The 23,963-nt window shown below is 72.5% G+C and carries 26 protein-coding genes; 10 read left to right on the top strand and 16 right to left on the bottom strand.

Annotated features, from left to right (window positions below; translation table 11 throughout):
• Both K6I33_RS10735 and K6I33_RS10740 read left to right on the top strand, forming a co-directional pair.
• A partial coding sequence (locus tag K6I33_RS10735; RefSeq protein WP_229350313.1) for an ABC transporter permease subunit occupies nucleotides 1–799 on the top strand: 799 nt, incomplete at its 5' end.
• Nucleotides 800–839: 40 nt separating this feature from the next.
• Nucleotides 840–2,171 carry a nitrate/sulfonate/bicarbonate ABC transporter ATP-binding protein gene (locus K6I33_RS10740; RefSeq protein WP_229350315.1) on the top strand — a complete coding sequence of 444 codons (1,332 nt, stop codon included), beginning with the start codon at nucleotides 840–842 and terminating at the stop codon, nucleotides 2,169–2,171.
• A gap of 10 nt (nucleotides 2,172–2,181) precedes the next feature.
• On the opposite strand, the gene K6I33_RS10745 is transcribed toward K6I33_RS10740, so the two are convergent.
• From K6I33_RS10745 to K6I33_RS10755, 3 genes are all read right to left on the bottom strand, one after another.
• Nucleotides 2,182–2,598, bottom strand: a complete 417-nt coding sequence (locus K6I33_RS10745; RefSeq protein WP_229350317.1) for a helix-turn-helix transcriptional regulator — start codon at nucleotides 2,596–2,598, stop codon at nucleotides 2,182–2,184.
• A 25-nt stretch (nucleotides 2,599–2,623) separates the two neighbouring features.
• Entirely contained in the window at nucleotides 2,624–2,974 is a 351-nt protein-coding gene (locus K6I33_RS10750; protein ID WP_229350319.1) for a hypothetical protein, read from the bottom strand.
• 90 nt (nucleotides 2,975–3,064) lie between these two features.
• Nucleotides 3,065–4,744, bottom strand: coding sequence for an NRAMP family divalent metal transporter (locus K6I33_RS10755; RefSeq protein ID WP_229350321.1), 1,680 nt, complete (start codon nucleotides 4,742–4,744; stop codon nucleotides 3,065–3,067).
• 675 nt (nucleotides 4,745–5,419) lie between these two features.
• Between K6I33_RS10755 and K6I33_RS10760 the strand changes: the two genes are divergently transcribed.
• Nucleotides 5,420–6,181 carry a nucleotidyltransferase domain-containing protein gene (locus K6I33_RS10760; RefSeq protein ID WP_229350323.1) on the top strand — a complete coding sequence of 254 codons (762 nt, stop codon included), beginning with the start codon at nucleotides 5,420–5,422 and terminating at the stop codon, nucleotides 6,179–6,181.
• 103 nt (nucleotides 6,182–6,284) lie between these two features.
• Nucleotides 6,285–7,328, top strand: a complete 1,044-nt coding sequence (locus K6I33_RS10765) for an SMP-30/gluconolactonase/LRE family protein (RefSeq protein ID WP_229350325.1) — start codon at nucleotides 6,285–6,287, stop codon at nucleotides 7,326–7,328.
• On the opposite strand, the gene K6I33_RS10770 is transcribed toward K6I33_RS10765, so the two are convergent.
• A complete protein-coding gene (locus tag K6I33_RS10770) occupies nucleotides 7,312–8,058 on the bottom strand; it encodes a VOC family protein (protein WP_308297110.1) in 747 nt (248 codons plus the stop codon). The genes K6I33_RS10765 and K6I33_RS10770 overlap by 17 nt on opposite strands.
• 317 nt (nucleotides 8,059–8,375) lie before the next feature.
• On the opposite strand from K6I33_RS10770, the gene K6I33_RS10775 reads away from it, so the two are divergent.
• On the top strand, nucleotides 8,376–9,278 hold the full coding sequence (locus K6I33_RS10775; RefSeq protein ID WP_229350328.1) for an alpha/beta fold hydrolase: 903 nt from the start codon (nucleotides 8,376–8,378) through the stop codon (nucleotides 9,276–9,278).
• Between the two features lie 79 nt (nucleotides 9,279–9,357).
• Here the strand turns inward: K6I33_RS10775 and K6I33_RS10780 are convergent, their stop codons facing one another.
• A complete protein-coding gene (locus K6I33_RS10780) occupies nucleotides 9,358–10,590 on the bottom strand; it encodes an FAD-dependent monooxygenase (RefSeq protein ID WP_229350330.1) in 1,233 nt (410 codons plus the stop codon).
• A 190-nt stretch (nucleotides 10,591–10,780) separates the two neighbouring features.
• On the opposite strand from K6I33_RS10780, the gene K6I33_RS10785 reads away from it, so the two are divergent.
• Together K6I33_RS10785 and K6I33_RS10790 are read left to right on the top strand one after the other, a co-directional pair.
• Entirely contained in the window at nucleotides 10,781–11,806 is a 1,026-nt protein-coding gene (locus K6I33_RS10785; protein ID WP_229350332.1) for a TetR/AcrR family transcriptional regulator C-terminal domain-containing protein, read from the top strand.
• Nucleotides 11,807–11,884: 78 nt separating this feature from the next.
• Nucleotides 11,885–12,328 (top strand): RICIN domain-containing protein, encoded by a 444-nt coding sequence (locus tag K6I33_RS10790; protein ID WP_229350336.1) that lies wholly within the window; start codon nucleotides 11,885–11,887, stop codon nucleotides 12,326–12,328.
• A 20-nt stretch (nucleotides 12,329–12,348) separates the two neighbouring features.
• On the opposite strand, the gene lepB is transcribed toward K6I33_RS10790, so the two are convergent.
• Nucleotides 12,349–13,080, bottom strand: a complete 732-nt coding sequence (lepB, locus tag K6I33_RS10795) for a signal peptidase I (RefSeq protein WP_374284026.1) — start codon at nucleotides 13,078–13,080, stop codon at nucleotides 12,349–12,351.
• A gap of 174 nt (nucleotides 13,081–13,254) precedes the next feature.
• A complete protein-coding gene (locus K6I33_RS10800) occupies nucleotides 13,255–13,488 on the bottom strand; it encodes a chaplin (protein WP_229350338.1) in 234 nt (77 codons plus the stop codon).
• A gap of 259 nt (nucleotides 13,489–13,747) precedes the next feature.
• Between K6I33_RS10800 and K6I33_RS10805 the strand changes: the two genes are divergently transcribed.
• Nucleotides 13,748–13,924: a hypothetical protein gene (locus K6I33_RS10805; RefSeq protein WP_229350340.1), complete on the top strand. Its 177-nt coding sequence runs from the start codon at nucleotides 13,748–13,750 to the stop codon at nucleotides 13,922–13,924.
• 42 nt (nucleotides 13,925–13,966) lie between these two features.
• Here K6I33_RS10805 and K6I33_RS10810 read toward each other — a convergent pair whose 3' ends face one another.
• From K6I33_RS10810 to K6I33_RS10835, 6 genes are all read right to left on the bottom strand, one after another.
• On the bottom strand, nucleotides 13,967–14,827 hold the full coding sequence (locus K6I33_RS10810; RefSeq protein WP_229350342.1) for a geranyl diphosphate 2-C-methyltransferase: 861 nt from the start codon (nucleotides 14,825–14,827) through the stop codon (nucleotides 13,967–13,969).
• A 26-nt stretch (nucleotides 14,828–14,853) separates the two neighbouring features.
• Complete coding sequence (locus K6I33_RS10815; RefSeq protein ID WP_229350344.1) at nucleotides 14,854–16,056, bottom strand: family 2 encapsulin nanocompartment cargo protein terpene cyclase; 1,203 nt, start codon at nucleotides 16,054–16,056, stop codon at nucleotides 14,854–14,856.
• Nucleotides 16,057–16,114: 58 nt separating this feature from the next.
• Entirely contained in the window at nucleotides 16,115–17,542 is a 1,428-nt protein-coding gene (locus K6I33_RS10820) for a family 2B encapsulin nanocompartment shell protein (protein WP_229350346.1), read from the bottom strand.
• A 250-nt stretch (nucleotides 17,543–17,792) separates the two neighbouring features.
• Complete coding sequence (locus K6I33_RS10825) at nucleotides 17,793–18,338, bottom strand: universal stress protein (protein WP_229350347.1); 546 nt, start codon at nucleotides 18,336–18,338, stop codon at nucleotides 17,793–17,795.
• Between the two features lie 40 nt (nucleotides 18,339–18,378).
• The gene (locus tag K6I33_RS10830; protein WP_229350349.1) at nucleotides 18,379–18,885 is read right to left on the bottom strand and encodes a universal stress protein; all 507 of its coding nucleotides are present in this window, start codon (nucleotides 18,883–18,885) and stop codon (nucleotides 18,379–18,381) included.
• A gap of 194 nt (nucleotides 18,886–19,079) precedes the next feature.
• Nucleotides 19,080–19,493 carry an organic hydroperoxide resistance protein gene (locus tag K6I33_RS10835; protein WP_189456210.1) on the bottom strand — a complete coding sequence of 138 codons (414 nt, stop codon included), beginning with the start codon at nucleotides 19,491–19,493 and terminating at the stop codon, nucleotides 19,080–19,082.
• 116 nt (nucleotides 19,494–19,609) lie between these two features.
• Between K6I33_RS10835 and K6I33_RS10840 the strand changes: the two genes are divergently transcribed.
• Nucleotides 19,610–20,110: a MarR family winged helix-turn-helix transcriptional regulator gene (locus K6I33_RS10840; protein ID WP_229350351.1), complete on the top strand. Its 501-nt coding sequence runs from the start codon at nucleotides 19,610–19,612 to the stop codon at nucleotides 20,108–20,110.
• A 61-nt stretch (nucleotides 20,111–20,171) separates the two neighbouring features.
• Here the strand turns inward: K6I33_RS10840 and K6I33_RS10845 are convergent, their stop codons facing one another.
• The 3 genes from K6I33_RS10845 to K6I33_RS10855 all read right to left on the bottom strand — a co-directional run bounded on the left by K6I33_RS10845 (nucleotide 20,172) and on the right by K6I33_RS10855 (nucleotide 22,754).
• Nucleotides 20,172–20,828, bottom strand: coding sequence for a 1,4-alpha-glucan branching protein (locus K6I33_RS10845; RefSeq protein WP_229350353.1), 657 nt, complete (start codon nucleotides 20,826–20,828; stop codon nucleotides 20,172–20,174).
• A gap of 95 nt (nucleotides 20,829–20,923) precedes the next feature.
• A complete protein-coding gene (locus K6I33_RS10850) occupies nucleotides 20,924–22,078 on the bottom strand; it encodes a multidrug effflux MFS transporter (RefSeq protein WP_229350355.1) in 1,155 nt (384 codons plus the stop codon).
• 220 nt (nucleotides 22,079–22,298) lie between these two features.
• Nucleotides 22,299–22,754 (bottom strand): Lrp/AsnC family transcriptional regulator, encoded by a 456-nt coding sequence (locus K6I33_RS10855; protein ID WP_229350357.1) that lies wholly within the window; start codon nucleotides 22,752–22,754, stop codon nucleotides 22,299–22,301.
• A gap of 148 nt (nucleotides 22,755–22,902) precedes the next feature.
• Between K6I33_RS10855 and K6I33_RS10860 the strand changes: the two genes are divergently transcribed.
• On the top strand, nucleotides 22,903–23,925 hold the full coding sequence (locus K6I33_RS10860) for an asparaginase (RefSeq protein WP_229350359.1): 1,023 nt from the start codon (nucleotides 22,903–22,905) through the stop codon (nucleotides 23,923–23,925).
• Nucleotides 23,926–23,963 lie beyond the last annotated feature (38 nt).

Here is a 23,963-nt window from a genome sequence, read left to right on the forward strand (position 1 = left end):
GGCCGGGCGGGTCCTCGGCGTCGACGACCGGCCGCTGACGGCCCGCCGCCGGCGCGGGCGCGCCGGTGACCTGGCCTTCGCCGTGGTGGCGGGCGGGCTGCTCGCCTGGGGGCCGGCCGATCTCCTCGGATACCTCCGGCACCGTACCGGCCTGGGCGTCTTCGGGGAGCCGTTCCTGCTGGGCCTGGCGACGCTGGCCCGTGTCGTGGTGCTGGTGGCGGTGGCGACGGTCGTCTGGGTGCCCATCGGTGTGCGGATCGGCTTCTCGCCGCGGCTGGCCCGGATCGCCCAGCCGGTGGTGCAGGTCCTGGCGAGTTTCCCGGCCAACTTCCTCTTTCCGCTGGCGACCTGGTTCTTCCTCAGGACGGGGCTGTCGCTGAACGTCGGCGGCATGCTGCTGATGGCGCTGGGCGCCCAGTGGTACATCCTGTTCAACACCATCGCGGGGGCCTCCGCCATCCCCACCGATCTGCGCGAGGCCATGGACGACCTGGGCGTCCGCGGATGGCAGCGGTGGAGACGTCTGATCATCCCGGGGATCCTCCCCTCCTGCGTCACCGGTGGGATCACCGCCTCCGGCGGCGCCTGGAACGCCTCGATCGTCTCCGAGACGGTCACCTTCGGGGGCACCACGCTGTCCGCCACCGGGCTGGGCGCCTATATCTCCCGGGCCACGTCGGAGGGCGACTACCCGCATCTGATCGCGGGCATCGCGGTGATGGCCGTCTACGTCGTCGGCCTCAACCGGCTGCTGTGGCGCAGGCTCTACCGCCTCGCCGAGACCCGCTACTCGCTCTGACCCCACCCCCACCTCCCACCCCTGTGAAAGGAGCCTCGCCATGGCATCCGACGCCGACGCCGAGGTGCTGCTGGCCGCCCGGGAGCTGACCAAGTCCTACGCCGGGGCTGATGGCGAGCTGCCCGTTCTGGCCGGCATCGACCTGGAGGTGCGGGCCGGGGAGATCGTCGCCCTGCTGGGGCGGTCCGGCTCCGGGAAGTCCACCCTGCTGCGCTGCCTGGCGGGCCTGATCCCCGCCAGCTCCGGCACCGTCACCTATCGCGGCAGGCCCGTGGACGGCGCCAACCCCGGCACCGCCATGGTCTTCCAGACCTTCGCGCTGCTGCCCTGGCTCACCGTCCAGCAGAACGTCGAACTCGGCCTGGAGGCCCGCGGGGTGCCCGCCCGCGCCCGGGCGGCCGCCGCGCTCCAGGCCATCGACCTCATCGGGCTCGACGGATTCGAGTCCGCCTACCCCAAGGAGCTGTCCGGCGGGATGCGGCAGCGCGTCGGCTTCGCCCGCGCCCTGGTCGTCGAGCCGGACGTCCTGATGATGGACGAGCCGTTCTCCGCCCTGGACGTGCTCACCGCCGAGAACCTGCGCGGCGAGCTGATGGAGCTGTGGACGTCGGGCCAGTTCCCCACCCGCGCCGTCGTCCTGGTCACCCACAACATCGAGGAGGCCGTGCTGATGGCGGACCGTGTCGTGGTGCTCGGCTCCCGCCCCGGCTCCCTCAAGGCCGCCTTCGACGTGCCCATGGAGCACCCCCGGGACCGGGGCGCGCCCGAGTTCGAGGCCCTCGTCGACGGCGTCTACCGCGTCATGACGGGGCGTGAGAAGGCCACCGCCCCCGCGCTGCTGGGGCGGCCCGGGCACGAGGCGGGCGGGCCCGCGAAGCGCACCGTCGCCACCACCCCGCTGCCGAGGGCCGGGGTCGACGGGCTCTCCGGCCTCGCCGGGATCCTGGCCCGGCACGGCGACCGCTGCGACCTCGCCGACCTGGCCGAGGACCTCGGCCTGGAGATAGACGACCTGCTGCCCCTGGTCGACGCCCTGGACCTGCTCGGCTTCGCCGTCGTCCGCGACGGCGACCTGCTGCTCACCCCTACGGGGCGGGGTTTCGCGGAGGCGGACGTCCAGGAGGCCAAGAAGATCTTCGCCCGGGCCGTCCTGGACACCGCGCCGCTGGTCCGGCTGATCCTGACGAGCCTTCAGCGCGGTGACGGCACGTTGCGCGCCGGTTTCTTCCGCGACCTGCTCGCCCACCACTACACCAGCGAACAGGTCGTCCAGCAGCTGGAGACGGCCACCGACTGGGGTCGTTACGCCGAGCTGTACTCCTACGACGCCGGTCCCGAGCAGTACGCGCTCGACGAGGGCGCCGCGGGCTGAGCCACCGCGTTCAGCCGCCCGTCGCGCGCGGCCGCAGGCGGCGCACCGCGCGCTTCGCCATGGCGGTCTCGCGCGCGGGGGCGCTCTCCGCCGGGGCCGGGCCGCCTTCGGCTCCGGCCGCGGGCCCGGCCTGGGCGACCAGCACCGCGCCCTCCAGCAGCGTCCGTACATGGTCCCCGGCGACGCGGTAGAAGATGCGCGTGCCCTCGCGGCGCGAGACGACCAGGCCCGCGGCCCTCAGCCGGGCCAAGTGCTGTGAGACCGCGGCCACATGGGCGCCCGCCAGCTCGGCCAGCTGTCCCACGGAGTGCTCCCGCTGGGCCAGCGCCCACAGCACATGGAACCGCGTCGGGTCGGCCACGGCCTTCAGCACGGCGACCGCCTGCTCGAACACCGGGCCGACGTCGGGTGAACCATGCGCGTCCATGCGAGGAGTCTAGAGGCCCTCGTGTTCACCGGCGAGGGGGAAGATCACCGCCTTCGCCGGGGGCGTCGAGGCGCCAGTGGAGGTCGCGCACGCCGGGTTCCCGCGACAGTTGCTCCACCAGCCGTTCCAGGGCGACGAGCGCCGGGCCGTCCGCCGCGAAGGTCAGCCGGACGGCCACCACGACGTCGACGGCGTCGTCCGGGTCGACGATGTGCAGACTGCTCAGCCGGGCACCGGGTCCCGTGAGCCCGATGACGCACAGGGCACGGACCTTGTTCTCCACCCGCCGGTCGCACCGGGCGTGGAGGGTACCGGTGATCGCCGCCGGTCGCGGCGGCAGGGGGCGACGGGAGTGGGAACGGGGAAGCATTCTCATGACGCGCCTTCCGGGCGGAGTGATGGGCCGGGGCCGGGGTCTCCGGGGCGACGGACGGGGGCACGCCGCCCCGGAGACGTGCGCGGGGCCTCAGTGGCCGAGGGCGAGCTGCGCGATGCGGACGATCACCAGGATCATCGCGGCGAGCAGGTAGAGGCGCAGGGCGGTGAGGCCCACCTTGCGGCCGGTGGAGACGATGGGCCTGGGCAGTTCGTCGAGCGGCGGCATCCGCCAGGTTTCCTTGCCCGCGCGGCCGACGGGCCCGGCCAGGGCCCAGCCCTTGCGGCGGCGGCGCGTCTCGGCGTAGCCGAGGGCGAGGATCCCGGCGACGCCGCAGATCCCCATGATGTCGAGGATCGCCCCCGAGGTGATGTCGGGGAAGACGACGGCGGCGGTCAGGATGATGGACAGGGTGACGAGGACGGCGACGACGACGGACGTGAAGATGTTCATCGCGCGGCCGTTGACCCAGGGGCCAAGGACGGCCTTGTCGTTGCAGAGCAGGAGCAGGAAGACCGAGGCGGAGGGGAGCAGGACGCCGGCGAGGGTCTGCACCCCCTCGGTGAGCAGACCGAGCGGCGAGCCGGGGATGATCACGACGACGGCCGCGGTGAGGATCAGGCCGGCGAAGACCGCGTAGAACCCCTTGGCGCCCCTGATGCCGCGGTGCAGCGAGTGCTTGAGCCCCATGACGTCGCCGATGGCGTAGGCCGTCGAGAGGGAGACGGCACTGGCGCCGATGATCGAGGCGTCGAGCAGCGCGATGGCGAACAGCACGCCGGCCGTCTTCCCCGCGTACTTCTCCAGTCCGGCGGCGACACCGGCGGCGTCGGTGAAGCCGCCGGATTCGGCGTGGCCGGCGAACGCGGCGGCGCAGAAGCCCATCATGGCGGCGGCGCCGATGACGACGATGCCGATGCCGAGCCACAGGTCGGCCTTCTCGTAGCGCATGAAGCGGGGGGTGATGCGCTTGTCGATGACGTACGACTGCTGGAAGAACAGCTGCCAGGGGGCGACGGTGGTGCCGACGATCGCGATGATCAGCAGCATGACGTCGGACAGTTGCGAGCCGTGCGGCATGCCCGGCACGACGAAGTCGTGCGCCATCCGCCCCGTCGACGGGTGGACGATGAAGTAGACGGGGATCAGCAGCAGCGAGCCCGCGCACAGCAGGATCGCGGTGCGCTCGAAGCGGCGGAACGAGCCGGTCGACGCGGCGGCGACGACGATCGCGGCGGCCAGCAGGACGCTCGGCACCTTCGGCAGCCCGAGGTAGCCGACGGCGAGGGTGATGCCGATGAACTCGGTGACGATCGTCAGCGCGTTGAGGAGGAAGAGGTCGATGACGGAGAACGCGCCCCAGAACTTGCCGAACCTCTCCAGGATCAGCCGCGCGTGCCCGACGCCGGTCACCGCGCCCAGGCGCAGCACCATTTCCTGGTTGACGTAGAGGACGGGTATGAGCAGGAGCAGGGTCCACAGCAGGCTGGTGCCGTAGTTCTGCCCGGCCTGGCTGTAGGTGCCGAAGGCGCCGGCGTCGTTGTCGCCGACCATGACGATCAGGCCGGGGCCGACGATCGCGAGGAGTGTCTTGAACTTGGCGGACAGGCCGCGGCGGGGTGCGGTGTCGTCGCTCTTGATGGTGCCCAGCGCGCCGCGGATGTCGCCGAGGTGGGCGTCGTCGAGCACGGCGGTGCGCGGTGCGGTGACGGCCGGTGCGGTGGTTCCGGCGGTGGTGGCGGTGCCTGCGGTGGTGGTCAGATCGGTCATGACAGCCTCCCGGTCCCCCGTCCGGGGGAGGTTTGGGGCACGCGGCAGCGATCCTCCCGCGAGCGGGCAGCACGAGGGCCCGAGGCGGCGGATCGCCGCACGGGTGCCGGCTGCGAGGCTGTGGGCGCGTGGCGCGTGGGGAAGGTGGTTACCGCGTACCGGAGGTCGACGAGGGCATGCGGATACGGGGCTTACTGTGGCCCGGACTGTGACTACTGCCGTCCATGTCTCTCGCCTCCTCCCGGTCGGGGCGCGCGCGGGCGCCGTGACGGACGCGGCGAACGTGAAGCAGCATAGCGCGATACTTGCGCGTCGACGCAAGTACTTGACCCAAGCTTGACGCCCCCACGGCGGCGGTCCGCCTCCTCGGTAATTCCTTTGACGCGCTCACCCGTTCCTCGTACGTTGCCACCTGCCTTTGTTGTCGTCGATAGGAGCAGGACGTTGCTCGTCTGAGGTCCGGAGACACCGCGCCACGCAGCCACGCCGCCACAGTGCCGCCGCTGCGCGCGTTCCGTGTGCGACCTCGACGCTCTGAGCCGTCCTCCCGCCGGTGCCGGGTTCCTCAACCGTTCCCCCACCTGCCCTGGTCGCCCCGCCGTGTCCCCACGCGTCGCCCCTGACCGCCTTTCGACGGCTGTGTCTGGACCCCTCACCTCACACGAACGGAACCTCATGACCGACGACACCTTCCTCGACCACGTGGCCGGCCGGCTCGCCACCCTGCCCTCCGTGCGCGCCGTCGCCCTCGGCGGTTCTCGCGCCCAGGGCACCGGGACCCCGGACAGCGACTGGGATCTGGCCGTGTACTACCGGGGCGCCTTCGACCCGGCCGGCCTGCGGGCCCTCGCCCGCGCCCTCGGGTGGGACGGCGAGGTGTCCGGCATCGGCGACTGGGGCGGCGGCGTCTTCAACGGAGGGGCCTGGCTCACGGTCGACGGCCGGCGCGTCGACGTCCACTACCGCGATCTCGACGTGGTGGAACACGAACTCGCCGAGTCACGGCGGGGCCGGTTCCACTGGGAGCCGCTGATGTTCCACCTCGCGGGCATCCCCAGCTACCTCGTCGTCGCCGAACTCGCCCTCAACCGCGTACTGCGCGGTTCCCTGCCCCGGCCCGGGTACCCGGAGGCGCTGCGCGAGGCCGCCCCGCGGGTGTGGCGCGGCCGGGCGGCCTTGACGCTCCAGTACGCCGGGGCCGCGTACGTCCCGCGCGGCCAGGTCACGGAGGTCGCGGGCGCGGTGGCCACCGCCGCCCTGGAGACGGCGCACGCGGTGCTGGCGGCGCGCGGCGAGTGGGTCACCAACGAGAAGCGGCTCCTCGAACGGGCGGGGCTGCGCGGCGTCGACGCGATCGTCGCGGGGCTGCGGCCGGATCCCGGGGCCCTGGCGCGGGCGGTGGCCGAGGCGGAGAGACTGTTCGAGAACGCCGTCTGACGGGGCGTCCGTGGCCGGATGCGGATCCCCGGGCCCGCCGGCGGATGGCTCGTCCGCCCCGCTCTGGGTAGCGTCCCGGCTCACCGGTACGGAAAGGTTTGGCATGCACGAAGGACAAGCCCGCGGAAGGCCCGCTCTGCGGCCCGTCGTCTGGCGGCCTCCGCGCCGCACCGCGCGGGCCCGGGCCAGGTACAGCCGTGTTCCCCTGCCGCCCGTCCACCGCGTTCCGCTCGGCGGGACGGGGCCCGAGGACGTGCGGGTCGACGCCGAGGGGCGGATCCTGACGGGTGTCTCGGACGGGCGGATCCTGCGTCTGGACCCGGCCGGGCACCGGGTGAGCGCGATCGCCGACACCGGCGGGCGGCCGTTGGGCCTGTGCCCGCTGCCGGACGGCCGGCTGCTGGTGTGCGACGCCGAGCGCGGGCTGCTGCGGGTGGAGCCCGGCTCCGGCCGCGTCGAGACGCTCCTCCGCGAGGCGGCGGGCCGTCCTCTCGGTGTGTGCAGCAACGCGGTCGTGGCGCTGGACGGCGCCGTGTACGTCACCGACGCCAGCGGCCGTTTCCCGCTGCGCCACTGGATGGGCGACCTGCTGGAGCACTCCGGCACCGCCCGGCTCATCCGGTACGAGCCGGGCGCGGGCACGGCGGAAGTGGTGCTCGACGGGCTCCAGTTCGCCAACGGTGTGGCTCTCGCGCCCGACGGCTCGTTCCTCGTGGTCGCCGAGACCGGCGCCTACCGGCTGACGCGGCTGTGGCTCACCGGCCCCAGGGCGGGCGAGCGCGATGTCTTCGCCGACGGCCTGCCCGGTTTTCCGGACAACCTTTCCACCGGTCCCGGCGGGCTGATCTGGGTGGCCATGGCCGCTCCGCGCCAGCCGGCGCTCGATCTGCTGCACCGCGCCCACCCCGCGCTGCGCCGGGCGGCGTGGGCGCTGCCGGACGCGCTCCGGCCGGGCCCGAGGGCCACCGCCTGGGTGATCGCCCTGGACTCCGCCGGCCGCCTGGTGCACGACCTGCAACGCCCCGGCAGGGACTACCGCATGGTGACCGGTGTGTGCGAGCACGACGGCCACCTGTACCTGGGCAGTCTCACGGAGAACGCGGTGGGCGTCGTCCCGGCGTCCGTACGGCTCAGCCGTGGCCGCTGACCACGCAGAACAGGCCGCCCTCCGGGTCGCGCAGCGTGGCCGTACGGCCGAAGTGGGTCGGGCTGGGCTCACCGATGGCCTGCCCGCCCAGCTTCTCCGTCGCCTCCACCGCGGCGTCGACGTCGGCGACGGAGAAGAACACATGCCACCGGGGCCGCAGCCGGGGATCGACCGTGCCCTCCACGGCTCCGCCGTACAACGTCGCCACCGTCCGGTCGTCGATGTCGAGGATGACGCGGTCCTCCTCCCAGCGGACGGCGTAGGGCGGGGAAGGCCTGCGGTCCCAGTCGAAGACGCCGCCGTAGAACAGCGCCGCCTCGAACGCGTCCCGGGTGCGCAGCTCCACCCATACGGCCTTTCCTCCCACGCCGGACGGCCGGAGCCGCCCGGGCTCGGTCCGGCACTCCCACAGGCCGAAGGAGGCCCCGGCGGGATCGGCCGCGAGCGCGAGGCGCCCGTCGTCGGACGTCAGCGGCCCGACGGCGACGGTGCCACCGCGTTCCTGGACGCGGCCGACGGCGGCGTCGGCGCTCTCCGTGCCGAAGTAGGTGGTCCAGGTGACGGGGAGCTCCCATTCGTGGGCCGTCGCGTTGATGCCGGCGACCACTGTCTCCCCCGCCAGCGCGTGGGCGTAGGAGCCCCGCCGGCCGGGCACGGTCTCGAACCGCCAGCCCAGCAGCGGACCGTAGAAGTCCTTCGCCCCGTCCAGGTTCCGCGTGGCCAGGCTCACCCATGAGGGAACACCCGGCAGACACGTGCCTCTCGCGCCGGTCATGCCGGTCCGGCCCCGGCCTTCGCCCTGCCCATGATCGCCACCTCCTGGAGGGAGGAGTGTCCTCGCCCCTCCAGCTCACTCCCCGTCCACGGCATCTGCAACCGGGACCTTCATCCCGGGAGACTGCCGATGGAAATCCCCTCCTCGCATTTTCAGCCTATAACTTTCCTTCGCCATTGTCCATTTTGTAAAAATTCCACCTGTTCGTATTTTCAGTCGTCTTACATACAGGTATGTTCATGTCTCCACTCGACCGAGGAGACGTTACGGCTGTGAGTGAAGAGAAGGCTCTGAATGTCGGCCCGTCAGCCATCGAAGTGGCCTACGAGCGCTTCGGCGACCCCAAGGCACCGCCCGTGCTGCTGGTGATGGGCGGCGGAGCACAAATGATCCACTGGCCGGAGGGGTTCTGCGCCGAACTCGTCGACCGTGGTCTGCACGTGATCCGGTTCGACAATCGCGATTCCGGCCGGTCGTCGCATTTCCCTCACGCGCCACAACCGGATATCCAGGCCGCGATGGCCGGTGATTTCTCATCGGCCTCCTACACACTGTCGGACATGGCGGCGGATGCCGTCGGGCTGCTCGACGCCCTCGAATTCGACAGCGCCCATGTCGTCGGCGCTTCCCTGGGCGGCATGGTCGCCCAGATGATCGCCATCGAGCACCCCGCCCGGATCCGGTCGCTGACCTCGATGATGTCCACCACCGGCGACCGGGCCGTGGGCCGGCCCGACTTCACGGTCCTGGGCGGGCTGGGGGCGCCGCCGGAGGACCGGCAGTCCTTCATCGGCTGGCAGGTCCGGGCCATGAGGACCATCGGGTCCCCCGGGTTCAAGCCCGACGACGCCGGGGTGGCCGAGCGGGCCGGTCGCGCCTACGACCGGGGCCACGACCGCATGGGCATGCTGCGCCAGGCCGTCGCCGTCCTGGCCTCCGGGGACCGCACGGAGCGTCTGCGGTCGCTCCGTGTCCCCACGCTGGTGATCCACGGCGCGGACGACGTCATGTGCGACGTCAGCGGCGGGCGGGCCACCGCCGCGGCCGTCCCCGGCGCCACGCTCGAGGTCTTCGACGGCCTGGGCCACGGCTTCCCCCGTGAACTGTGGCCGGGCATCGCCACGCTGATCGCCGACCTCGTCCACCGCGTCGAGGCGGTCCCGCCCGGCGACTGACCCGGCGGCCGCGGCCCCGGGGCGTGAAATGAGTGGGCCGGCACCGCGTGCCGGCCCACCGGCCCCGGCGCCCCGCGCGCTACCCCCTGCCGGTGGCACCGCTGCCGGCACCGGCGAGGCGTTCGTACTCGGGCAGGGCGATGCCCCCGGCCTTGGCGAATTGCGCGGTCATCAGGTTCTTGACCGGCCAGTGGTTCATCGCGCGCATCGAGAGGTTCCGCAATGCGATGACCAGCGCGCTGGAGGGCGCGTACCCCGAGGCGCCGCCGGGCGGCAGTTGCTGGGCCTGGTCGACGTACGGGCGCATCACCTCGTCGTACTTCCGGAAGGCGATCCGGTGGTCGCCGTCGGCGGAGGCGAGTTCACCCGCCAGCACATAGGCGCCGACCAGGGCCAGGCTGGTGCCCAGGCCCGTGAGCGGCGTGGCGCAGTAGCCCGCGTCCCCGACGAGCACCGCCCGGCCCCGGGACCAGTGGTCCAGACGGACCTGTCCCATGGAGTCGAGGAAGAAGTCGGGCGCGGTGCGCATGGCCTTGAGCAGACGCGGCACCTCCCATCCGGCACCGGCGAAGCGCCGGGCCACCAGGTCCTGTTGCGCGGGGATGTCGCGCCGGTCGTAGGTGAGGGGTCCCGACCGGAAACTGAGGCCCGCCTTGGTCTCACCGGGGAGCCGGCCCGGGCGGGCCGAGGCGACGAGCCCGCCGGGCTCGTTGTACATCTGCATCCAGCCGTCGAGCCCCAGGTCCTCGGTGACGGTGAACCAGGCGGTGTGGACGTTCAGCGGACGGACGCAGTCCCGCTCCGGCCCGAAGGCCAGGGCCCGGACGGCGGAGTGCAGTCCGTCCGCCCCGACGACCAGCCCGAAGCGGCGCGGGGCCGCCTTCTCGAAGGTGACGGTGACTCCGTCGTCGTCCTCGTCGAGGCCGGTGACGGTGTCGTCGAAGAGGTACTCGGTGTCCGGCACCGTGACGTCGTACAGCAGACGGGCGAGGTCGCCGCGCAGGATCTCGATCTCGGAGACGATTCCCTCACCACCGAAGCTGTCCGCCGGCATCCGGGCGGTGATACGGCCGGACCCGTTGACGTACGCGAAACCGCGCTGGTCGACGCTGAGCTCCCGCGCCCGGTCCATCAGGCCCATCCGTGTGATCACGGTACGGCCCGCGCCCCGCAGGTCCACGGTCTGGCCGCCCGGGCGGGGTTCCGGAGCGCGCTCGACGACGGTGACGGCGAAGCCCGCCGCGCGCAGCCAGTACGCCAGGGCGGCGCCGCCGATACCGGCGCCGGAGATGAGTATGTCGGTGTTCCGCATGCCGCTGAATGTACGCCGTACGCGCCGCACCAGGCAAGCGAAGTTCCCGCTCTGAACAGGCAATTTACTCGCCAGGTGCACTAGTGCCCCGGCGGCTCGGGCGCACTGTCGGGGCGCTGCGCGGGCGCAACGGCCGGTGCGACGGCTAGGATGACGCGCGTTGAGGTGCACTAGTGCGGAGGGAAGACCGGTGAACGGGCAGGCAGCGCCCCGGTACACCCGGATCGTCGACGAACTGCGGCGGCGGATCGAGACGGGCGAGCTGACGCCGGGCGACCGGGTCCCCTCGACCCGCGAGATCACCCGGCAGTGGGGGGTCGCGATGGCGACCGCGACCAAGGTGCTCACCGAGCTCCGCCGGCAGGGCCTGGTCCGCGCCGTCCCCGGCGTGGGGACGGTCGTCGAGCCCGGCGTACGGCCCGGGCGAGCGAAGCGACCTGAGCGACCGGAACGCGCGGCACACCCGGAACGGCCGGCTCCCGCCCACCGTCCTCCGGCCGCCGCGCGCCGCGGGAGCACCGCGGACCAGACGCTCACGCTGGAGCGGATCGTCGAGGTGGCCACCGCGGTGGCCGATGTGGAGGGGCTGGCGGCCTCCTCGATGCGCCGGGTCGCCGCCGAGCTCGAGGTGGCGACCATGTCGCTGTACCGGCACGTGGCCGACAAGGACGCCCTGTTGCTGGAGATGATGGACTCGGTGTTCCGCCGGTGGTCGTTCCCCGAGGAGCCCCCGGAGGGCTGGCGGGAACGGCTGGAGCTCGTCGCCCGGATGCTGTGGGAGATGTGCCGCCGCCATCCCTGGCTCGCGCCGACGCTCTCGGTCACGCGGCCACAGATGGTCGCCGGCGCACTGCCGTTCAGCGAGTGGACGCTCATGGCCCTGGACGGGCTCGGTCTCGATCCCTCGACGGCGTTCACCGCCCATCTCACGCTGTTCAACTATGTGCGCGGCACCGCCGTCAACGTCGAGATGGAGACGGAGGCTGAGGCGCTCAGCGGCCTGGACGCCGAGGAGTGGATGGCCGGTCAGGAACCCGCGCTCCACGCGATCCTGGCCACCGACCGGTTCCCGAGGCTCAGGCACCTCGCCACGACCGGGTACGACTTCGACCTCGACGGCCTGTTCGAGTTCGGCCTGCAGCGCCTCCTCGACGGCCTGGCCGTGCTCTTCGAGGAGGTGGCCCGGACCGCCGCCCCTGGGTACCCGTACGGGTGAGGCGGGGTGTGCCCGGGCCGATTCCCGGAAACGGTGCCAGTGTCCATGCCCGCGCCCGTTTCCCGAGAGGTCGCTTTCATGCGTACGCGCGCCGTCGTCGCCACCTTGGCCCTCGCCCTCACCGGTGGCGGGTTCCTCGGAACCCCCGCCTCCGCCGCCTCCGCCGGGTCTCCGGCCCAGGAGTGGGTGGTGAACAACCCGCGCGCCGTCATCGTGCAACGGACCAGCGGGCACTGCCTGACGTCCCCGGGCGGTGCCGACAGTGCCGCCGTCACCCGGGGGTGCAGCAACGCGCCGGGACAGCGGTTCGTCCTGGAGGGAGGGGAGGTCCGCAACCAGTCCAGCGATCTGTGCCTCACGGCCACCGGCCTCGACAAACCCACGGTCATGCGCCCCTGCAACGGCTCCGCCGGTCAGCGGTTCTCCGTCCAGGGCCCGGACATCCGCAGCCAGGCCAGCGGCCGGTGCCTGACGGCCACCGGCCCCGACAAGCCCGTGCTGCTGACCCCGTGCCGGACCTAGCGCCCGGTTCACAGGCCGTGCTAGCGGTCGAACGTGCCGGGCACGGGCAGGGTGGCCCACCGGGAGACCGGCCAGGCGACGACGACGGCCCTGCCGATCACGTTGTCCACGGGCACGAACCCGCCGCCCGGCTCATGGACATGGGCGCGGGAGTCCCGTGAGTCGTCGCGGTGGTCGCCCATCACCCACAGGTGACCCTTGGGCACCTTCACCGTGCCGGCCGGCATGTCGTCGCACGGGGTGGCGCCCGGGTGGATGTACGGCTCGTCCAGCGGTTTGCCGTTGACCTTCACCGGCTCGCCGCGCTTGCACTCCACGGTGTCACCGCCGACCCCGATCACCCGCTTGATCAGGTCCTTCTCGTCCGCCGAGGGCATCAGGCCGACGAAGGCGAGCGACTTCCGCACCCCGCGCTCGAAGGCGTTGCTCCGCTGCGGGGGCTGGCCGGACAGCCACCCGCCCGGGTCCCGGAAGACCACGACCTCACCGCGGTGCGGAGTCCCCCCGAACCAGGGCGTGAGCTTGTCGACCAGCACCCGGTCGTCCGTCCGGAGCGTGTTCTCCATCGAGCCGGAGGGAATGGAGAACGGCTGGACGAGAAATGTTTTGATCAGGAGCGCGAGAACGAGGGCCGCGCCGATCAGGAGGGGTATCTCCCGCCACCCCGAGCGCTTCCTCCGCGCGCGCCGGGCGCCGCGCCGCCCGTCCGGCGCCGCGCCGCCCTCGTTCTCCTCGTTCTCCCCGCTGGTCATCGCTCGCCCTTCCCCTCTGGGTCGTACCGGTGCTGTGACCGGCACCCGGCAGTGACTCAACGAACAGAAGTTCCCGGCGAGGCCCGGACATGCCACAGAGGTGGCCGGTCCCGTCCTGGAGGGACGGGCCCGGCCACCTCTGCTCGGGTGGGGGGATGAGCCAGTCAGGGCGACTTACTTGTTGATGAGCGTGTTGCCGTGGGAGCTGTTGAGAACGCCGACGACCGAGATGACGTTGCCGCCGACGTTCGGGGAGACGCGGGGCGCGACCTGGGCGACGTTGCCGGCGGCGACGCCCGGGGACTTGCAGGCCGCGCCGTGCGCCTGGTCGGCGGTGGCGGCGGCGGTTCCGGCGCCGAGGGCGGCGGCGGCCATCACGGTGACGGCGGCGGCGTTGCGGATCGTCATGGTTCTCTCCTTGGTTGTGGGGGGGGAGGCAGTGCAAAAGCTCTGGCAAGAGAGAGTCTTGCGTATGAAAAACCGCCAACGTGACTGAGGACGATATGTTCATCCCCTCTGATGATCACGTGCTCGCCCTTGACCCCTTGTGAGTGCACAGCGGCCCGAGCCGGCGGCGTTCATCCACTTGGACGTCTCCGGGAGCCGACTCGCCATGGAGGCGGTCCACTGTGAGGAAGAGCGTTCCGGCCGGATGGAGGGAGTTCCCGTGGCCAAGGACAGAGGCAAGGACATGGACGACAAGCGTCAGCAGCTCTCCGACGACGCCAGGTTCTTCTTGAGCGGACTGCCGAGAGCGGACCGTGAGAAGGCGCTGCGCGAGAGGACCCCCAAGCAGCTCGACGAGGCCGGCAAGGAGGTGCGGAGCGCCTTCACGGAGGAGTAACCACGACGCGCACTCAACGAACGCGCGCCGGACGGGCGCGCGTCAGACGCGGTCGGCGGCGATCAGCAGGTAGTGGAAGCTGCCTTCCTTGTACGCGGTGAGGAACGCCTCCTCGATGCCCGTGGCCACCTCGGACTTCGCGCGCAGCTCCCAGTAGGGGATGGTGGCGGGGGTGAGGTCCACGACGCTGATCGGCGTCAGGTTGTTGGCGGCCAGGGCCTTGAAGTACGCGCTGCGCGGGTGGATGTTGCAGGTGTAGTGCTCGTCGATGCGGCTGACCGCCTTCGAGCGCAGGCCCTTGACGTCGTTGGAGCAGCCGGTGATGCACACGTACCGGCCGCCGAAGTCCAGGAGCCGGGAGAACTCGCCGAACAGCTCGAAGAGGTCCACGTACATGGTGGTCTCGTTGGTCCAGATCGCCCGGCGGGAGCCGGTCTCGAAGCCGGTGTCGAGCATGTTGCGGAAGTGGAACTTCACGCTCTCGTCGATACCGCGCTTGCGCGCCTGCTCGTTGGCGAAGCCGACCTGGTACTCCGAGATCGACACGCCGTCCACCGCGCAGCCGAAGCGCTGGTGGGCCATGACGCTGGTGCCGCCGCGGCCGGAACCGCCGTCCAGGAGACGGTCCTGCGGGGTGACGGTGCCGAGGTGGTCGAGGAGGACGTCGGCCTGGGCGGTCTCCAGGCGGTGCATCTCCTCGATGATCCGCTGCTCCCGGGTCTCCGCGGGCCCCTCCAGGACGGACGGGTCGTAGTCGCCGAGCCCGTAGTGGTGGTGGTAGAGGTCGTCGACCTCGCCCAGGCGCAGGTTGACCGGGTCCTGCTGGTTGGTGTTCCAGTACGCGGCCACCGCCTTCTGGAACTCGGTGCGCAGGACTGCGGGGGCGGAGGGCGTGGTGGTCAACTCGTATTCTCCTTAGGACTTACAACTTACGACGTGCCGTAGCGGGCGCTGCCCGCGTGCCAGGCCTTGTTGCCGCCGAGCCAGGCCCATACGCCGGCCAGGAAGCGGCGCAGGGCCGGGGAACCGGTGAGGCTGAGGGCGGCCGCCTCCCTCTCGAAGGAGCGCACGAGCTCGTCGTGGATCGCGACGCTCCGCTCGACGGCCTCCCGGAGCGAGCACTTCTCCTCCGCGACGATCGCGGCGGGCAGGTTGAAGTGCAGGCCGGTGGCGTCCTTCTCCTTGGCCATCGAGTAGAGGTCGTTGACGAGCGTGCTCGCGGTGCCCGCCATGGTGACGGCGCGGCGCACCCGCGGTTCGGCGTACTCGGCGGCGGACAGCGGGTGCCCGTCCATCACGTCGACGAGCGCGATGCAGGGCAGGAAGCTGTTGAAGCGGCGGTGGGCGAGGTACTCCCAGACCGCGGGCATCTTCCCCGTGCTGCGCCAGGAGCCTTCCTGCCCGTAGCCCACGAACAGCCCGCCGATCTCCTGGCGCACCCGGGCCAGCTGACCGGGGTCGGCGTACCGGGCGAGATGTTCGAAGCCGGACCGGAGGGCGGCGCGGACGGGGTCCGCGCGCAGGGCTTCGTCGAGCTCCGAGGCGTAGGGCTCGGGAAGGTGGGCGGGGTCGACGGCCGCGAGGGCGTTCCCGAGGTGGGCGCCTAGGTGGGCCGGGGACGAGCCCATGGTCTCGTCGTCGCAGTAGTAGTCGTCCGTGGCCCATTCGGCGAGCGCGCACCGGGCGGCCGCCAGCAGCCGGTCCGGGTCGTCGGTCTGGGGGTGGACAAGCATCGTCATGCGCCCGAGGTTCGTGCTCCGGACGCGGTCGAGCCGGTCCGGGTAGATGCCGATCTCCTCGGCCCAGGCGATGAGCCGGTCGTTGACCTCCTCGCCGAGGGCCCGGTCGTCGCGGAGCGGCGGCGGGCAGTACAGCTCGGGGACGAGGGCGCTGGAGGTGCCGGAGGCGCCTGTGGCCGTTCCGGCGGCGGGCCGGGAGGCCGGGATCCGGAGGCCGGAGGTGCCGAGGCCGGTCGGCCCGGTGGGGACGGCCCGGACCGCCTCCGGCGCGTGCCGCCGGGCGGCGCCGTGTGCGGCGCGCGCGCCGGGTACGAGGGGGGCCGCCCCGCTCCGGTGGGACAGCAGTGTGGCCACCAGCCTCGCCACGTCGTGGGTGGCCGAGGGTGCGGACATGCGGGACAGCAGCGACACCGGTTCTCTCCGTTCCTCTCCGTTCTCGGGTGCGGCGGTGTCAGGAGGGCGCGCCGGCGATCTGGACGTTCTCGAGCACGCCGAGGGCGTCGGGCACGAGCACGGCGGCGGAGTAGTAGGTGCTGACCAGGTAGGAGATGACGGCCTGGTCGTTGATGCCCATGAAGCGGACGTTCAGGCCGGGCTCGTACTCGTCGGGGATGCCGGTCTGCCACAGGCCGACCACGCCTCCCGCCGACTCGCCGGTGCGCATGGCGAGGATCGAGGAGGTGCCCTCGTCCGAGACGGGGATCTTGCCGCAGGGCAGGATCGGGACGCCGCGCCAGGCGGGGATGCTGTGGCCGTTGACGTCGGCGGTGTCGAAGGCGAGCCCGCGCTTGTTGCACTCGCGGCCGAAGGCGGCGATGGCCTTCGGGTGCGCGAGGAAGAACTTCGTCTGGCGGCGCATGCTCAGCAGCTCGTCCATGTCGTCCGGGGTGGGCGGGCCGGAGTGGGTCTGGACGCGCTGGCTGTAGTCGACGTTGTGCAGCAGGCCGAACTCGCGGTTGTTGACGAGCTCGTGCTCCTGGCGTTCGTGCAGGGCCTCGATGGTCAGGCGCAGTTGCTGCTCGACCTGGTTCATGGGGTCGTTGTAGAGGTCGGCGACCCTGCTGTGGACCCGCAGGACGGTCTGGGCGACGCTCAGCTCGTACTCGCGCGGTTCGAGCTCGTAGTCCACGAAGGTGCCCGGCAGGACGGGTTCGCCCGTGTGCCCGGCGGCGAGGGCGATGTCGGCCTCGCCGCGCTTGTTGCGGGGGCGGTCGCCCTCCTCCTGGCGCCGCTGGACGTGGGAGCGCAGCGACTCGCTGCGGCCGGCCACCTCCTCGTACGCCGCGCGCGGCAGGGCGAGCACCGTGCACGCGGTCAGGGCGCGGGCCGTGAAGTCCCAGCCGCCGGGCTCGGGGGCCACCGTCCGCCCGCCGAAGAAGGCGCCGTCGGCCAGCACGCCCCGGCGGGTGTCCTCGCCGTAGTGGCCGGTGCCGAGCTTCTCCACCTTGCCGTGCGCGATCAGGTAGACGTGGTCGGTGGGGCGGCCGGTCTCCGCGATGACCTGGCCGGGCTCGTACTCCCGCTGCTCGAAGCGGTCGGCGAGGGCGCGCAGGACGCCCATGTCGGCGAAGCCGCGCAGCAGGGGCAGCTCGCCGAGCTCGGCGGGGACGACCCTGACGCTCGCGCCTTCCTGGACGAAGGTGACCCGGCCGTCCCCGACCTCGTACACGAGCCGCCGGTTGACCCGGTAGGTGCCGCCGCTGACCTGGAGCCAGGGCAGCATGCGGATCAGCCAGCGCGAGCTGACGCCCTGCATCTGCGGCATGGACTTGGTGGTGGTCGCGAGGTTCCGCGCTGCCGCGATGCCCAGGCTGAGCTGTGCCTGGGCTCCGGTGTACTCCTGCTGCTCCGGCTGGTCCGGCAGCGCTGCGGTCGACATCCCCAGGTCCTTCCGTCTCGGGGCCCGTAACGGGCTGCGGAGCGCTGGTTCCCACCTCGGTGACCTGCGGTGACGGCGCTCCGGCGGGGAGTGAATCAGGCCGGGGCGGCGGCGGTCGAAAGCGGGCGGCCGGGTGGGACGCATTCACGCCACTTGCACATCGAAGAACCCTGTGGCCCCATGCGTCACTCCGGTCGGTGTGTCAAGGGCCTTTCGGGGGCGAATTGTTGGACCGTGCGGGCCCGGTGGTTCACCTCCGGCGACAGGGCCGGCGGGTCCGGGCCGACGACGCGGAGGTCGTGCGGGGACTGGGGTGCGCGGTGTCCGAGGATGACGAGATCTCGTCGTTCGGCGGCGGGACGACCATGACCGGGCAGTCGCAGTGCCGCAGGCAGTAGCGGCTGACCGAGCCCTTCAGCAGGCGGTGCAGCGCTCCGTGCCCGCCGCTGCCCACGACGAGGACGTCCCCGTCCTCGCCGGACGCCTGCACCAGCAGGGGCGCCGGCGGCCCGAGAGCCGTGGTGGGAGCGCACCGGACGTCGGCGGGCAGACCGCCGAGGGCACGCTCGCAGGAGTCGACGAGCCGCCGGTACGCCGTGTGGTCGAGCTCCCGGGCCGTGCGGGGGTCCGGCGGCCAGAGCAGGTCGATGTAGTCGCCCATGGGGGACGAGTAGACGAGGACCGGACGGAGTGTGGCGTGGTGGCGCCGGGCCTCCTCCGCCGCCTTCCGCAGGGCGGCGAGGCTGCCGGCCGATCCGTCGACCCCGACGACGACGCGGCGTACGGTGCGGTTCATTTCTCCTCCGTTCCCCCACCCCGGATCCGTGCCGTCCACGCTACGGACGCCGCGCGGGGCGCGGCATCGGCCGATCGGCCCACGAGGCGGAGGCACTCTCCCCGGCCGCGACCACCAGCACCGGGCAGGCCGCGTGCCGGAGGCAGTGGCGGCGTGCCGAGCCGTACCGGAGCCGGTGCAGCGGGCCGTGCCCGCCGGTGCCCATGACCAGCAGGTCGGTGTCGTGCCGGGCGCAGGCGACCAGCGCCGGGCCGGCGTCCGCCCGTACGACCACGGGGACGACCCTCGGCCGGTGGCCGGCCTCGCGCAGCGTCCTGCCGCAGGCCTCCTCCAGCCGTTCCCTGGCCCGGCGCTCCCAGATGTGCCGGACATCCTCGGGGGCGGGGTTCGCGGCGTCGAGGGCCTCACCGCCCGGGGGGTGCCAGGCCAGTACCGGGCACAGCTCGGCACGGTGGCGGACCGCCTCCCGCACGGCCACTTCCAGGGCCGCCCGGCTCCCTTCGGAGCCGTCCACTCCGACGACCACGCGCTTGACGAGCTGCGACATCCCTCTCACCGACTTCCCGTACCGAGTGCGTCACTCTCCACACTGGGCACGCCGGTGGGCGTGAGGCATCCACCGTTCGGCCGGTTCGCCGTTCCTGCCCCGCGGGCCGTCCGTGGCCGGTCGCGCAGTTCCCCGCGCCCCTTCGGGGCGCGGCCGGCGCCTGTGTCAGCCGCGGGTCGTCGCTCGGCGGCGCGTCACTCGACGACGAGCTCGACCGGGATGTTGCCGCGGGTCGCGTTGGAGTAGGGGCAGACCTGGTGGGCCTGCTCGACCAGCTTGCGGCCCGTCGCGGCGTCGACCGCGTCCGGCAGCTCCACGCGCAGCGTGACCGCCAGCGCGAAGCCCTCGCCCTCCTTGCCGATACCGACCTCGGCGGTCACCGCCGCGTCGCCGAGGTCGACCTTCGCCTGCCGGCCGACCAGGCCGAGGGCGCTGGCGAAGCACGCCGCGTACCCGGCGGCGAACAGCTGCTCCGGGTTCGTGCCCGCGCCGTTGCCGCCGAGCTGCGCCGGGAGGGCCAGCTGGACGTCGAGGAGGCCGTCGGAGCTGACGGCGCGGCCCTCACGGCCGTGGGTGGCGGTGGCGACGGCGGTGTACAGGGCTTCCATGGGAACCATCCCTCTCGAAGATCGTGGCGGTGGCCGGTCCGGACCGCCTGACGACCATCACGGTAGTGCACGATTTAGTTGTGCGCAATTAAATGCCGTCGGGATACCCTGGGCCCATGACGAAGCCGCCGACCGCCCCGACGCACGGGGACGCGCCCCACGAGGACTACCTCCGCCTGGACCGGCAGCTCTGCTTCTCCCTGAACGCCGCCTCCCGCGCGTTCGGCGCCGTCTACCGCACGCTCCTCAAGGACCTCGGCCTCACCTACCCGCAGTACCTGGTCATGCTCGCCCTCTGGGAGCACGCCGAGCTGCCCGTGAAGAGGCTGGGCGAGCTCCTGCGCCTGGATTCCGGGACGCTCTCCCCGCTCCTCAAGCGCCTGGAGGCGGGCGGGCTCGTGCACCGCGAGCGCAGCGCGCAGGACGAACGATCCGTCCTCGTCCGCCTCACCCCGGCGGGTACGGCGCTGCGCGAGGAGGCGGCCCTCGTGCCGGTCCGGATCGCGGCGGCCACGGGCTTCACCGCCCAGGAGGCCGGGGAACTGCGGGCGCTCATCGAGAAATTGACGCTCGCGCTCGACGGCGCGGCCCTCGACGACGCGTCGCTCTGCGACTGACCCGCCGGCTTCACCGCCCCGTGCCCGTACCCGGCCGGAGCCGGGCACGGGGCGGCGCGGCTCACTCCCCCGAGGCGGTGCGCAGGGTGGCGAAGAGGCCCCGGGCGCGGGTGCCGTCCTGGAGCTGCCACCAGCCCTCGACATGACCGGCCGCGCCCTCGGGCGGGGTGCCCGGGCCGGGGCACAGGATCCGCTGCAGACGGAGCGCCGCACCATGGGGCGCGCCCGTCAGCTCGGTGGACTCCGCGCCGTCGGTGACGGAGGTGAAGGCCGCCGCCACCGGGCCCCGGCCCGCGAAGGAGCGGGCGATGTCGTGGTCGGGGGTGTCGCTGACGCTCTGGGCCTGGGCCTGGGACCGGCCCTCGATCAGGGCGAGGAGCTCGGTGGTGAGCACCGGGTCGTGGCAGCCGTCGTAGGCCCAGCGCTCGCCCAGCACGCCGTGGTCCATGGTCCCGACGAGGGCGTCCTCCGCCCCCTCCAGCGGGGCGCCCCGGTAGGCGAGCGGCACCAGGTAGGTGACCGGTTCCGGGCCCGCCGTGTCGGTCACCACCATGAACTCGATCCCGACCTCCCCGGCCGGGTCGTCCAGCCGGAATCCGCCGGCCCTGCTCAGCCGCGGCGCGCCCGTTCCGGGGCGGTACCACGGCCGGGAGGGCAGCCAGGAGGTGAGGAGCTCGTCCTTGGTGGGGGTGAGGGTGGTGCGGTGGATGACGGCCATGCCCCTGGATTCTCTTTCGTCGAGCGATATATGAATCTTCATCATCTCCCTTCGAACAGCCGACCGCCAGGGAAGTCCCCGTCAGGAAACCCCGGTCAGGAAACCTTCGTCAGACGCAGCGCGAGGAAGGCCAGCCCGGCCGAGAGGGCCATGCCCGCGAACATGGGCAGCGCGGTCCGGTCGCCGCCGAGGCCGACGAGCGGCGCCGCGACGGCGCTCAGGACGCTCTGGACGGTGCCCAGGAGGGCGGAGCCCGTGCCGGCGGCGTGCGGAACGCGTTCCAGGGCGAGCGCGGTCGCCGTGATGCCGACCATGCTGATGCCGGTGAAGACGAGGTACACCAGTGCCAGCACCGCCGGCACGCTCAGCGAACCGGCCAGGGCGAGCACGCACAGCGCCGCGGAACCCACCAGCATCGCCCACAGCCCTCCGTACAGCAGCGACGTGGAGGGGAAACGGCCGAGCAGCCTGGTGACGACGAGGCCGGCCACGATGCTCAGGGCGCCGACGGACGCGAACGCCGCGGAAGTCTCCCCCACACCGAGTCCGAGGAGGTTCTGGAAGAGGAACGAGGCGCCGCCCAGATAGCAGAACAGCACGGCCAGGGCCATGCCGAAGCACAGCGTGTAGCCCACGTAGGGGCGGTCGCCCAGGACGTCCCGGACGGACCGCAGCGTCGCCCGGGCACCGCCGGTCCGGCGCCGCTCGCGCGGCAGGCTCTCGGGCACCGCGACGGCCGCGCCCACCAGGGCCAGGAGCGTGGTCGCGGCCAGCACCCAGAACACGGCACGCCAGCCTGCGGCCTCGATCACGACGCCGCCCACCACGGGAGCGACGGCCGGTGCGACCGCGAGCAGGGACATCAGGACGCCGAGCAGTCTCGCCGCCTTCTCCCCCGAGGCGACATCGGAGATGACGGCACGGCCGACGACCACCCCTGCGGCACCGCAGAAGCCCTGGAGGAAGCGCAGCACCACCAGCCAGCCCAGCGACGGGGCGATCGCGCACGACGCGGTGGCCATGACACAGGCGGCGGTGCCCACCAGGATCGGCGCACGCCGGCCGAACCGGTCCGAGAGCGGGCCGAGGACCAGCTGCCCCGCGCCCATGCCGATCAGGAAGGCGGTGAGCGTGAGCTGCACGCCGGAGGCGTCGGTGCCCAGGTCGCCCGTCATCTGCGGAAAGGCGGGCAGATACATGTCCGTGGCCAGGGGCGTCACGAACGCGAGCAGCACGAGGGCCGCCGTCATCACCAACACGAGAAAAGAACTCCCAACAGAACGTGCGCGAAGGGCGACGAACATCGGCGGCGCATGGCCCCTGATGCCGCAGGGGCCGGTGTGCCTTCTGATGCGATGTCGCCCGGCACGACCGTAGGAAGAACAGCGCGGTCCCCGCTTCGGCCCCGGGTACCGGATGGCGGCCTCCGCTGGTCCTACGGCCGCCCGCCCGGGCACTACACCCCGGGGCCTAGTCGTCGACCGGAAGGCCCTGCGGCTCCTTGACGCGCTTCATGATGATCTGCGAGTTGACCTCGGTGATGCCCGACAGCGTGGTGAGGCGCTCGATCCACAGCCGCTCGTAGGCGGTGATGTCGGCGACCGCGATGCGCAGCAGACAGCCCGGGCTGCCGAAGAGGCGGTACGCCTCGATCACGTCGGGGATGTCCTGGAGCGCGGCCTCGAACTCCTCGACCGCCTCCCGGTCGCGCTTGACCTCGATGGAGACGAGCACCTCGAAGCCGCGCCCGACGGCCTCCGGGTTGATGATCGCCCGGTAGCCCTGGATGACTCCGTCCTGTTCCAGCTGGCGGACGCGGCGCATGCAGGGGGACGAGGTGAGGCCCACGCGCTGGGCGAGATCCTGGATGGTCAGCCGGCCGTCCTTCTGGAGCTCGCGCAAGATATTCCTGTCGATCTGATCCATTGCGCGATTATCCACCACGCTATGCGCGTCACCGCGCCTGACATGGCAAACCGATTGCGCCGGATTCGTCATATCGTTGCCGGGCCAGAACCGGCGTGCGCCCCCGGCGCGCGCAGCGGTGACGAACTACGAGCAGAAGTGAGCCGACGTGGGACAGGTCGTCGTCATCAGCACCGGCGGAACGATCGCCAGCCGCTGGCAGGGGTCGGGCTTCGCCGCCGACGCCAAGGGCGGGGACGTCCTCGCGACGGCCACCGTGCCGGACGGTGTGACCGTGCGGGTCGTGGACCTGATGAGCGTCAACAGCGCCCGGCTGACCACCGCCGACCAGCTCGCGCTCCTGCGCACGGTGCACGAGGTGCTGGCCGACCCCGACGTGGCCGGCATCGTCGTCACCCATGGCACGGACACCCTGGAGGAGTCCGCCTTCTTCGTGGACCTCCACCACACCGACCCCCGCCCGGTGGTCTTCACCGGCGCCCAGCTGCCGCTGGAGGACCCCGACGGCGACGGGCCGCGCAATCTCCACGACGCCCTGCTGACCGCCGCCTCGGTCCGTGACCTCGGTGTGCTCGTCGTCTTCGACGGCCAGGTGCACGCCGCGCGCGGCACGATCAAGGTCCAGACCCTGGCCGCCGCCGCCTTCGCCGACCCGTCCGGGAGCCGGATCGCCGATGTGGGCCCGAGCGGCGTCGTCGTCCACCGGCGGCCCGAGCGGCCGGAGCCCCTCCCGCTGCCGGTGACGGACGGGTCGCTGCCCCGGGTCGACGTCGTCATGCACCACTGCGACGCGGACACGCTCCTCTTCGACGCCGCCATCGGCGCGGGCGCCCAGGGCGTCGTCCTGGTCGCGACCGGCGCGGGCAACGCCACCCCCGAGATCGCCGCCGCCGTCGCCGGCGCGGCCTCGCGCGGGGTGCTCGTCGCCGTGACCACGCGCGTGCCCAGCGGCTCCGTCGCCGAGATCTACACCCACGGCGGCGCCGTGGACCTCGTCGCCGGCGGAGCCGTGCTCACCGGCACCCTGCGCGCCGGCCAGGCCCGCATAGCCGTCCTCGCCGCGACGCTCGCCACCCCCGACCCGGCCGGGCGCGACCGGGCCCTGCGCCAGGCCCTCGGCGCCCCCGCGCCGGCCGCCGAGGCGCACACGGCGCCGTACGCGACCGCCTGACCGCCCCCACGCCACCGTCTCTCCCCCTCCGTCTCCCC

The sequence above is a fragment of the Streptomyces sp. UNOB3_S3 genome (assembly GCF_020740895.1).
GTDB lineage: Bacteria > Actinomycetota > Actinomycetes > Streptomycetales > Streptomycetaceae > Streptomyces.